Below are 8,763 nucleotides of genomic sequence, written 5' to 3' on the forward strand. Positions count from 1 at the left end.
ATGGGTCTGCTCATGCCCTCCAGCTACCACACTGGATTCACGAGATGAATCCCCCACGGGTTTTGTGCAACAGAGCCTGCGAAGGTAGAATTTTCTCGGCATGATGGACGAGGAGATTCCGATGAAGAAGAGCCGTTTCACCGAAGCCCAGATCATGGGCGTGCTGCGCGAGGCGGAGGGCGGGATGCCCGTGCCCGAGCTGTGCCGCGAGCATGGGATCAGCAGCGCGACGTTCTACAAGTGGAGATCCAAGTATGGCGGAATGGATGCATCCATGATGAGCCAGATGAAGGCTCTGGAGGACGAGAACAGGCGGCTGAAGCGCATGTTTGCGGATCTCAGCATGCAGGCCGATCTGCTTCGAGAAGCTCTGGGAAAAAAGTGACGCGGCCAGCTCAGCGCCGAGAGTTGGCCGAGAAGGCGGTGGCGACGAAGGGGGTCAGAATTGCGCAGGCCTGTCGTGCGTTCGGCGTCAGCGAGACCTGTTTCCGCTACAGCCCGCAGCGCGACGACGAGGTCGATGAGGATGGCGTGGTGCGCCGCGTCCGCACCGAACCTCACTGGCGCCAGCGTCGTCTTCAACATGCGCCCGCGTCGCGGCGATCCGACGATCCTGCGCGCGCCCGCGATCGTGGTGCTGGCGACCGGAACGTCCACCGTGCGCTACGACTGGGCGCCGGGCGACACCGGGCAGAGCGGGGCCTATGAGGCCGAGTTCGAGGTCACCTATGCCGATGGCGCGATCGAGACCTTTCCCAATGCAGGCTACATCCGCGTCGAGATCGCGGACGACATCGCCTGATCGCAACCCATCCGCTGTTGAGGGAGGCTGACATGGCTGACGAACCCACGATCTGGGGCGAAATCTGGCGCTCGGTCGCGGCCAATGCGACCATCGCCGCCGCGGCCTGGGGGGCTGCCGGGGGCGCCACCTCGGCGCTGGTAATCAAGGTCTCCTCGCGCGATGCGATCCGCCAGATCATCCTCGGTGCGCTCACCTCGGGCGGCATGGGCACGCTCGGCGGCGGTCTCGTCGCGGTCTGGCTCGATCTGCCCGCCGGCGCGATCCCCGCCATCGGGGCGGGCGGATCGATCGCCTATCTCGTCGGCGTCTTCGGTCCCGCGATCATCGAAGTGCTGCTTACGCGCATCCGCGCCGGGCGCCTGCCGCGAGGCTGATTTCCATGAAGCCCCGCCTGCATCTGCGCCGCGCCCCGCGCTGCCCCTGGAGCGACTTCCGCCACCGCATCCGCATCGGCCTCGTGATCTTCGTCCTGATCCTGCTCCTGCAGCGCCTCTTCGGCTGCGGCTGAACGCGCGCCGGGCTGTGCGCGGCCATCGCCGGGCGGACAGATCCTGCCCCACACCACCCCAACGCATTGAACCGCCCCAGTGGCGGTTTTTCCATCTGGAGGATATCATGCCCATCCTGACCTGGCCCCACTGGCGCAAGGTGCCGAAAGGCCTCTGGCGCTGGAAGAACTTCTCGCCCGCGGAAATCGCCTGTCGCGGCACCGGTGCGCTGAAGATCGACACCGAGGCCCTGGACAAGCTGCAGGCTCTGCGCGATCGGCTCGGCAAGCCGCTGATCATCCGCTCGGCCTATCGCAGCCCCGAGCACAACCGCGCGGTAGGCGGCGCGCCGCGCTCGAAACACATGGACGGCACGGCCTTCGACACCGCCATGGCGAACCACGATCCCGTTGCGTTCGAGGCGGCGGCGCGCGAGGTCGGGTTCCTGGGGTTCGGGTATTATCCCCGCTCGGGTTTCATGCATATCGACCTTGGGCCTGCGCGCAGTTGGGGCGAGAAGTTCCCAGTCCGGGCGTTGCCATTTGCGCCGGAGGTGCCGCCCGCGCGGGAAGTGCTCGCGGAAAGCCGCACCTTGCGCGGCAGCGGCGCCGCGGGAGCGGCGACCGTCAGTGCGGCCGGTGTGGAGGTTCTGCAAGAGGTACTGACTGAAACCCAGTCCATGATCCAGCCGCTGGTGCCGTATCTCGATGCCCTACGCTGGATGCTGCTCGCCATCGCCCTGATCGGCATCGCCGTCACCATCCACGCGCGGCTGGATGATTGGAAGCGGGGCCAGCGGTGATTGCGTGGCTTCTCACCCGTTGCCCGGCGCGCAAGGCGCTGGTCCTGATCCTCGCCGCGGGAGCGATCCTGCTGTTCCTCCTGAACCTGCGACGCACGGGTGAACGCGCGGGGCGCGCTGCCGAACGGCTTGATGCCAGAAAGAGAAACGATGCCATCCACCGCCAGATGCTCGATGCCGCCGCCCGTCGCCCTCATGATCGTGACGCTCTGGCTGACCGGCTGCGTAATGGCCAGTTCTGATACCGCAGCGCCCTGCCCGCCCGTCGTCGATTACAACGCCGGCGATCAGGCGCGAGCGGCCGATGAAGTCGAAAAGCTGCAGGAAAGTTCCGCCATCGTCCGGATGCTCAGTGATTACGCAGTCCTGCGCGACCAAGCGCGGGCGTGCCGGTGAAATCCGGGCGGGGCAAAATGCCGTCAGGCGAGACGATTTGAGGGGTTGTGTTCCCGCATTTCACAATCTATCGAATATCGACGATTTACGAAGGAGTGGCACATGCCGGAATTGGACGAGAACTTGGCTACTCTTTCAAGGGCGCTCGGCCATCCGGCTCGCATTCGGATTGTACGACTGCTTCTGGCCACCCCCGGCTGCATCGGCGGTGATATCGTCGGTGCTGTAGGCCTGGCTCAGTCAACCGTTTCCGAACATCTGCGGATCCTCAAAGCCGCCGGCATCATCAGCGGCGAAATTGACGGTCCGCGCGTCTGCTATGCCTTGACCTCAGATGGTCTTGAGCCACTGGCCGAGTTCATCTCCAGCTTGGCGCCGCCCTTGGGTGATGCCTGCTGTGTTCCTGCGCAGAAGGAAACGACATGAGCCTGTTTGAACGCTGGCTGACCCTCTGGGTCGCCCTGTGCATCCTTGCGGGGCTCGTGCTCGGTAACATCATACCTGGCATTTTCGGGTTACTTTCCGGTCTGGAATATGCCTCGGTCAACCTCGTGGTTGCCGTGCTGATCTGGGCGATGGTCTATCCGATGATGATCGCCATCGACTTCGGATCCTTGAAGGACGTCGGGCGGCGACCGAAGGGGCTGGTGATCACACTGGCGATCAACTGGCTGATCAAGCCCTTCACCATGGCGGCCTTGGCCGTGCTGTTCTTCAACCATCTTTTCTCCGGACTGATCGACCCGGCCAAGGCACCTGAATACATCGCCGGGCTGATCCTGCTCGGGGCAGCCCCCTGCACGGCGATGGTGTTCGTCTGGTCGCAACTGACAAAGGGCGATCCGAATTACACGCTGGTGCAGGTCAGTGTGAATGACTTGATCATGGTTGTGGCTTTCGCGCCCATCGTCGCCTTCCTGCTGGGCGTGACCGACATCAACGTGCCGTGGGAGACGCTGATCCTGTCTGTCGTCCTCTACATCGTTATTCCGCTGATCGCTGGCGCACTGACGCGGCGCGCCCTGATCGCACGAGGCCAATCGGTCGAGGCCTTCACCGCCCGCATCAAGCCTGCCTCGGTCGTCGGGCTGCTGCTGACGGTGATCCTTCTGTTCGGTTTTCAGGGGCAGGTAATCATCGCGCAACCGCTTCTCATCGCGCTGATCGCGGTGCCGATCATTCTTCAATCCTACGGTATCTTCGCGCTTGGCTATGCTTGGGCCTTTGCGTGGCGCGTGCCGCACAAGGTGGCGGCCCCCTGCGCACTGATCGGCACGTCGAATTTCTTCGAACTGGCGGTGGCGGTGGCCATCGGCCTCTTTGGCCTGAACTCGGGCGCGGCGTTGGCCACGGTGGTGGGGGTTCTGGTGGAGGTGCCGGTGATGCTGTCATTGGTCGCATTTGCCAACAGAACCCGTGCAAGATTCCCGGCATGAGCTTTCCCGTCATCATTCACCACAACCCCGGCTGCGGCACATCGCGCAACGTCCTCGGGATCATCCGGGCCGCGGGATATGAGCCTGTTGTGATCGATTATCTGAAGGAAGGCTGGACCCGCCCGCAGCTTCTGGCGCTGTTCGCTGCCGCCGGGATCACTCCACGCGAGGCGCTGCGCGTGGCCCGCAGCCCAGCCGAGGAGATGGGCCTGACCGCCGAAGGCGTCACGGAGGACCAGCTTCTGGAGGCAATGGTGACGCATCCGATCCTGGTGAACCGCCCCATCGTCTGCACGCCCAAGGGGGTGCGCCTGTGCCGCCCGTCCGAGGTTGTGCTGGACCTGCTGGACCGCATCCCGCCCGGCCCTCTGGCCAAGGAGGATGGACAGTTGATCATCGACGCCGAAGGAAACCGCCTTGTCTGACCGCCTCCCTGGCACACCCAATATCGACGACGCACTCTTTCCTGGCATCGCCGCCGACCGGCTGTTCTGTGGCGCGCTGTCCACCCACCCACCGCGCATCCTGATCCTCTACGGCTCACTTCGCACCCGCAGCTTCTCGCGCCTCGCGGCCGAGGAAGCCGAGCGTATCTTGACGCGGCTCGGCGCCGAGGTGCGGTTTTTCAACCCGTCCGGACTGCCGCTGGTCGATGACGGCGTGGATGCAGCCCACCCCAAGGTGCGGGAATTGCGCGACCTGGCGGTCTGGTGCGAGGGCATGGTCTGGTCCAGCCCGGAACGCCACGGGGCGATGACCGGCCTGATGAAGACGCAGATCGACTGGATCCCGCTCTCCGAGGGTGCGGTGCGGCCGACACAAGGCAAGACGCTGGCGATCATGCAAGTGTCAGGCGGATCGCAAAGCTTCAATGCCGTGAACCAGATGCGCGTCCTTGGCCGCTGGATGCGGATGCTGACGATCCCCAATCAGTCCTCGATCCCGAAGGCGTTCCAGGAATTCGACGACGCGGGGCGAATGCGTCCGTCCCCCCTCTACGACCGGATCGTCGATGTGATGGAGGAGTTGATGAAGTTCACCCTGCTCACCCGCGACAGGGCCGATTACCTCGTCGACCGCTACTCGGAACGCAAGGAAGGCGCCGAGGCGCTGATGAAGCGGGTGAACCTCTCTGCGGCCACTTAGGCGTATAGCTGCCAACCACAGCTCGATCCGGCGGCCTCAGGTGCAGCCGCAACCTGGACCCGAACAACAGCTTTCCGCGTCAAGGTTCGCCGCGCCCCGGACCAGTTCCGCCGCGGCGACGAGGCCGGCGCGCAGGATAAGGGCTTCGGGGATGACCTCATGGCTCTGGCCTGCCAGCTCCAGCGTGCGGCAATCCTTGTCGCCGCATTCCGCGCAGCAACGGCTTTGGCCAGTCTTCCCGCCCAACCACCGCTCAATCGGCCGGTCCGCGATCAGGATCTGGTTCGACTGCAGCGGATCATGCTCGAAGCCGGCCTCGTCGATCGTTTCCTCGTCAAGAACCGGCTCGATTTCCAGAGGCGCAAGCAGAAGCCGCAGGGCAGCGACCGCGCGGCGGACTTCATCGCCGGTGGCCGAACAGCGCGGACAAGTCGCGCCTGAACGGTTGACCAGACGACGCCACTTGATGGGAAGTTTCTGCATGATGGCGATCCTTTCGATCAGATCAGCTTTTTGATTTCTTCCTCCGACAGAAGTGGCTCCCCACCGGTGTCGTCCAGTCAGCCATTGCGCCACATCGGCGCCGGCAAAACGATCCGCGTCCGTCAACCCAAACTGTCACACCTTGCGGCGCAGCGTTCCTTCCAGCGGAACCGCGCCCGACAGCGTGTTCGAGATCGTGCCGTATTTCAGCACGTTGCGGTGCAGAAGGTCCAGGCGCTGGTCGGTCTCGGGGCTGTCCACGAGGATCTCGTAGCGGATCAGGGTCAGCTTGGGCGGTGCATCCTGACGCACCGCCTCCAGCCGGACCTCGGCGGCGTCGATCTGGAAGTTCAAGAGCGGCGTCACCCGCTCGATCCCCTTCAGCATGCAGGCGGCCAGAGCCGACAGCAGCAGTTCCACCGGGTTCATCGCATCGCGCCGCCCGGCAAGGTCGGTATCCAGCGTGACCCGGGCGTCTTTCGCCGTGGCCAGGCTGCCATGCGCGTCAATGCGACGGGCCTGGACGCGATAGTCCATCAGATCAGCTTTCCGATCTCTTCCGCGGTCAGGACCTTGCCGGTCGAGACGACCTTTTCGTCCACGACAAGGCCGGGGGTCGACATCACCCCATAGGCGGCGATCTCGGCGATGTCGGTGACCTTGACGATTTCGGCCTGCTTGCCTGCCGCTGCGGCCGCAGCCTTGGCGTTTTCGGCCAGCGCCACGCATTTCTTGCAGCCGGACCCGAGGATCTTGATGATCATGTGTCTTTCCCTTCGTCAGATGAACCAATGTGTGATGCTGTTGAAGATCAAGCCGATGGACAGGATGCCAAGCGTCACCACCCCGGTGAAGGTCACCAGCAGCGGCATCCGCACCACGCGCTTGAGCATGATCAGCGATGGCAACGACAGCGCCGTCACCGCCATCATGAAGGCCAGCACCGTGCCAAGGCCCACGCCCTTGGCCACCAGCGCCTCGGCGATCGGCAGGGTTCCGAAGATATCGGCATACATCGGCACGCCCACCACGGTCGCGACCGGGACCGACCACCATTTGTCCTGCCCCAGCAGGGCCGAGATCACCTCGGCCGGAACCCAGTTGTGGATCGCCGCCCCGATGCCCACGCCCACCAGCACATAGGGCCAGACCCGGTGGACGATTTCCACGACCTGATCCTTGGCATAGGCCAGACGCTCGGCTCGGGTCATCGTCGCAGCCTCGCCGGTCACGGGAACGGTGCGCACGAAATCCGCGACCTGATCCTCCATCCCCAGCCGCCCGATCACGGTGCCGCCAACGATGGCCACCACCAGCCCGACGACGACATAGGCCAGCGCAATCGGCCAGCTGAAGATCGAGGCGAGCAGGATTACCGAGGCCAGATCCACCAGCGGAGACGAGATCAGGAAAGAAAACGTCACCGCCAGCGGCAGCCCGGCTGCGGTGAAGCCGATGAACAACGGAATCGACGAGCACGAACAGAACGGTGTCAGCGTGCCTAGAAGCGCCGCCAGTGTGTTTGCGCCAAGGCCCGAACGCCCGCCCAGCATGGCCCGCGTCCGTTCCGGCGGGAAATGGCTTTGCACGTAAGAGATGGCGAAGATAAGCACCGCCAAAAGCAGGAAGATCTTGATCACGTCATAGACGAAGAACTGGACCGAGCCACCCAGCCGCGAGGCCGGGTCCAGCCCCACCGCCACCACGCCCTGCCCCACCAGATCGTTGAGCCAAGTCATCCGCAAAAGCTGATCGTTCATCCAGCCGAACACGCTCATACCGCGTCCTCCCGAGCGAGGATGTGGCATTCCAGCGCGGCCTCAACCAGCCGGACCAGCCGCGGCGAAAGGTCAGGGTTGATCTTGTAGCGCACCCATTGCGCGTCGCGCCGGTCTACAACGAACCCCGCCTGCTTCAGCACCTGCATGTGCCGCGACATCCGGCTTTGGGTCGCGCCCAGCTTACGCATCAGTTCGCATACGCAATACTCAGACCCGTCCGCCAACAGGCGCATTGCCTCAAGACGGGTTGGCTCAGCCAGGGAGGACAGGACAGCTACGATCATCGCATGACGCTCCTTCTCTTGCGCATGTGCGCATGAACCGGAGCGTGGCACAATGACTTGGATCAAACAGTGCATTATGACCGCCTGCGCCCCCACGCGAGCGAACCGTCCATTATGCGCGAGATGCAAGATAGGACGTCGCAAACCTTGCCTGCGTATTCAGTCTTGCTTATCTTGAAGACACGCAGACGGAGGTGACCATGTCCCAGACCACAACAATGACGGTGCGGATCAGTGGCGCGCTGAGTGAGTTCGTGGCGTCGAACGTCGGGGAGAACGGCGCCTACGAGAACATCAGCGAGTATGTGCGCGACCTGATCCGGCGCGACAAGGAGCGGGCTGAGCGGGAAGCGTTTGATCGCCTGAATGCGGAACTGACGCGCGCCTTTGCTACCCCAGAAGAAAGCTATAGCCCTTTGACCGCCGCCGATGTGATCGCCCGGAACCGGGGCTGACAGCGTGGCCGTCCGCGTCCAGGAAGCCCCATCGCTGCGGCTTGACGAGATCTACCAGTACACACGCGACCGCTGGGGCGCAGATCAGGCGGATCGGTACATCACCGACCTGTTTTCGGCATTCGAACGGATCGACAGCCACGGCGTTCCGTCGCGCCCGATCCCGGCCGAATTTGGTGTCGAGGGCTTTTACTTCCGACACGAGCGTCATTTCGTTTACTGGCGGCGGCTGTCGAACGGGGACGTGGGCATCGTGACGATCCTGCACGAGCGGATGCACCAGATGGACCGCTTTCGGGACGATCTCCCAAGGTGAGCGCTGTCGCCCACTGCGATCATGTTTCCTGGTCATGGGGGCCTCGATAAACGTTGACCAGGTGTTGAGAAGGATTTGAAATGCAAAAACCCGACTGGTTAAGTCGGGTTCAAAGTCTTTGATATATTTGAGTTTTTTGGTTGCGGGAGCTCGCAACCATAGTCATCTACCTCACCTTAAGTGTCGCATTTGATGCCTGGGAGGTAGCATCGCTGACCTTTGCTTGGGGCGACTATGCGCGCGAGCAATACAACCTCTGATCCCGGTCAGCAGAACCGGGCCGCGGGACAAAGGCGCCCGCGGCCCGGACCAAAGGGGTATGGCTCGGCCGGATGTCTTACCCCTGCCCACCTGCGTGGGGCATGATCCTG

17 protein-coding genes and 1 pseudogene are annotated in these 8,763 nt (G+C 63.5%); 13 read left to right on the plus strand and 5 right to left on the minus strand.

Going from position 1 to position 8,763, the window contains the following annotated elements; genetic code table 11:
- Positions 1–121: 121 nt before the first annotated feature.
- The 11 genes and pseudogenes from MXB90_RS17195 to arsH form a co-directional block, all read left to right on the plus strand.
- Positions 122–525, plus strand: a pseudogene (locus MXB90_RS17195) (transposase); the annotation flags it as partial.
- Complete coding sequence (locus MXB90_RS17200; protein ID WP_250046659.1) at positions 521–802, plus strand: hypothetical protein; 282 nt, start codon at positions 521–523, stop codon at positions 800–802. The pseudogene MXB90_RS17195 and the gene MXB90_RS17200, both read left to right, overlap by 5 nt.
- Before the next feature lie 32 nt (positions 803–834).
- Positions 835–1,179 (plus strand): hypothetical protein, encoded by a 345-nt coding sequence (locus MXB90_RS17205; protein WP_250046201.1) that lies wholly within the window; start codon positions 835–837, stop codon positions 1,177–1,179.
- A gap of 5 nt (positions 1,180–1,184) precedes the next feature.
- On the plus strand, positions 1,185–1,313 hold the full coding sequence (locus MXB90_RS17775) for a hypothetical protein (protein ID WP_284040882.1): 129 nt from the start codon (positions 1,185–1,187) through the stop codon (positions 1,311–1,313).
- A 107-nt stretch (positions 1,314–1,420) separates the two neighbouring features.
- Positions 1,421–2,095 carry a YcbK family protein gene (locus MXB90_RS17210; protein ID WP_250046645.1) on the plus strand — a complete coding sequence of 225 codons (675 nt, stop codon included), beginning with the start codon at positions 1,421–1,423 and terminating at the stop codon, positions 2,093–2,095.
- Positions 2,092–2,337, plus strand: coding sequence for a hypothetical protein (locus MXB90_RS17215; RefSeq protein WP_250046646.1), 246 nt, complete (start codon positions 2,092–2,094; stop codon positions 2,335–2,337). Before MXB90_RS17210 ends, MXB90_RS17215 begins: the two co-directional genes overlap by 4 nt.
- Positions 2,324–2,491, plus strand: coding sequence for a hypothetical protein (locus MXB90_RS17220; RefSeq protein WP_250046647.1), 168 nt, complete (start codon positions 2,324–2,326; stop codon positions 2,489–2,491). The genes MXB90_RS17215 and MXB90_RS17220 overlap by 14 nt, the downstream gene beginning before the upstream one ends.
- Positions 2,492–2,593: 102 nt before the next feature.
- The gene (locus tag MXB90_RS17225; protein ID WP_250046648.1) at positions 2,594–2,917 is read left to right on the plus strand and encodes an ArsR/SmtB family transcription factor; all 324 of its coding nucleotides are present in this window, start codon (positions 2,594–2,596) and stop codon (positions 2,915–2,917) included.
- Complete coding sequence (arsB, locus tag MXB90_RS17230) at positions 2,914–3,927, plus strand: ACR3 family arsenite efflux transporter (protein ID WP_250046649.1); 1,014 nt, start codon at positions 2,914–2,916, stop codon at positions 3,925–3,927. Before MXB90_RS17225 ends, arsB begins: the two co-directional genes overlap by 4 nt.
- Positions 3,924–4,352 (plus strand): arsenate reductase (glutaredoxin), encoded by a 429-nt coding sequence (arsC, locus tag MXB90_RS17235; RefSeq protein WP_250046650.1) that lies wholly within the window; start codon positions 3,924–3,926, stop codon positions 4,350–4,352. Before arsB ends, arsC begins: the two co-directional genes overlap by 4 nt.
- Positions 4,345–5,073, plus strand: a complete 729-nt coding sequence (arsH, locus tag MXB90_RS17240) for an arsenical resistance protein ArsH (protein WP_284040883.1) — start codon at positions 4,345–4,347, stop codon at positions 5,071–5,073. Before arsC ends, arsH begins: the two co-directional genes overlap by 8 nt.
- Before the next feature lie 36 nt (positions 5,074–5,109).
- Here the strand turns inward: arsH and MXB90_RS17245 are convergent, their stop codons facing one another.
- Genes MXB90_RS17245 through MXB90_RS17265 form a run of 5 tightly spaced genes read right to left on the minus strand, consistent with a single transcriptional unit; the run spans position 5,110 to position 7,696 of the window.
- On the minus strand, positions 5,110–5,682 hold the full coding sequence (locus MXB90_RS17245; RefSeq protein WP_250046651.1) for a DUF2703 domain-containing protein: 573 nt from the start codon (positions 5,680–5,682) through the stop codon (positions 5,110–5,112).
- Positions 5,683–5,691: 9 nt separating this feature from the next.
- Entirely contained in the window at positions 5,692–6,093 is a 402-nt protein-coding gene (locus MXB90_RS17250; protein WP_250046652.1) for an OsmC family protein, read from the minus strand.
- Positions 6,093–6,320 carry a thioredoxin family protein gene (locus MXB90_RS17255; RefSeq protein ID WP_250046653.1) on the minus strand — a complete coding sequence of 76 codons (228 nt, stop codon included), beginning with the start codon at positions 6,318–6,320 and terminating at the stop codon, positions 6,093–6,095. The genes MXB90_RS17250 and MXB90_RS17255 overlap by 1 nt, the downstream gene beginning before the upstream one ends.
- 15 nt (positions 6,321–6,335) lie before the next feature.
- A complete protein-coding gene (locus MXB90_RS17260; protein WP_250046654.1) occupies positions 6,336–7,334 on the minus strand; it encodes a permease in 999 nt (332 codons plus the stop codon).
- Complete coding sequence (locus tag MXB90_RS17265) at positions 7,331–7,696, minus strand: ArsR/SmtB family transcription factor (protein ID WP_349665928.1); 366 nt, start codon at positions 7,694–7,696, stop codon at positions 7,331–7,333. The genes MXB90_RS17260 and MXB90_RS17265 overlap by 4 nt, the downstream gene beginning before the upstream one ends.
- A 125-nt stretch (positions 7,697–7,821) precedes the next feature.
- Between MXB90_RS17265 and MXB90_RS17270 the strand changes: the two genes are divergently transcribed.
- Both MXB90_RS17270 and MXB90_RS17275 read left to right on the plus strand, forming a co-directional pair.
- Positions 7,822–8,076 (plus strand): ribbon-helix-helix domain-containing protein, encoded by a 255-nt coding sequence (locus MXB90_RS17270; RefSeq protein ID WP_250046656.1) that lies wholly within the window; start codon positions 7,822–7,824, stop codon positions 8,074–8,076.
- A gap of 4 nt (positions 8,077–8,080) precedes the next feature.
- Positions 8,081–8,392, plus strand: a complete 312-nt coding sequence (locus MXB90_RS17275) for a type II toxin-antitoxin system RelE/ParE family toxin (RefSeq protein ID WP_250046657.1) — start codon at positions 8,081–8,083, stop codon at positions 8,390–8,392.
- Positions 8,393–8,763 lie beyond the last annotated feature (371 nt).

The organism is Phaeovulum molybdatiresistens (genome assembly GCF_023544865.1).
Taxonomy (GTDB): Bacteria; Pseudomonadota; Alphaproteobacteria; order Rhodobacterales; family Rhodobacteraceae; genus Pontitalea.

What these genes read in the sequence shown, in the direction of transcription:
- MXB90_RS17200 (WP_250046659.1), top strand. Translation starts at nt 521, where the DNA reads ATGAGGATGGCGTGGTGCGCCGCGTCCGCACCGAACCTCACTGGCGCC.
- MXB90_RS17205 (WP_250046201.1), top strand. Translation starts at nt 835, where the DNA reads ATGGCTGACGAACCCACGATCTGGGGCGAAATCTGGCGCTCGGTCGCG.
- MXB90_RS17775 (WP_284040882.1), top strand. Translation starts at nt 1,185, where the DNA reads ATGAAGCCCCGCCTGCATCTGCGCCGCGCCCCGCGCTGCCCCTGGAGC.
- MXB90_RS17210 (WP_250046645.1), top strand. Translation starts at nt 1,421, where the DNA reads ATGCCCATCCTGACCTGGCCCCACTGGCGCAAGGTGCCGAAAGGCCTC.
- MXB90_RS17220 (WP_250046647.1), top strand. Translation starts at nt 2,324, where the DNA reads ATGGCCAGTTCTGATACCGCAGCGCCCTGCCCGCCCGTCGTCGATTAC.
- MXB90_RS17225 (WP_250046648.1), top strand. Translation starts at nt 2,594, where the DNA reads ATGCCGGAATTGGACGAGAACTTGGCTACTCTTTCAAGGGCGCTCGGC.
- arsB (WP_250046649.1), top strand. Translation starts at nt 2,914, where the DNA reads ATGAGCCTGTTTGAACGCTGGCTGACCCTCTGGGTCGCCCTGTGCATC.
- arsC (WP_250046650.1), top strand. Translation starts at nt 3,924, where the DNA reads ATGAGCTTTCCCGTCATCATTCACCACAACCCCGGCTGCGGCACATCG.
- MXB90_RS17250 (WP_250046652.1), bottom strand. Translation starts at nt 6,093, where the DNA reads ATGGACTATCGCGTCCAGGCCCGTCGCATTGACGCGCATGGCAGCCTG.
- MXB90_RS17255 (WP_250046653.1), bottom strand. Translation starts at nt 6,320, where the DNA reads ATGATCATCAAGATCCTCGGGTCCGGCTGCAAGAAATGCGTGGCGCTG.
- MXB90_RS17260 (WP_250046654.1), bottom strand. Translation starts at nt 7,334, where the DNA reads ATGAGCGTGTTCGGCTGGATGAACGATCAGCTTTTGCGGATGACTTGG.
- MXB90_RS17265 (WP_349665928.1), bottom strand. Translation starts at nt 7,696, where the DNA reads ATGCACTGTTTGATCCAAGTCATTGTGCCACGCTCCGGTTCATGCGCA.
- MXB90_RS17270 (WP_250046656.1), top strand. Translation starts at nt 7,822, where the DNA reads ATGTCCCAGACCACAACAATGACGGTGCGGATCAGTGGCGCGCTGAGT.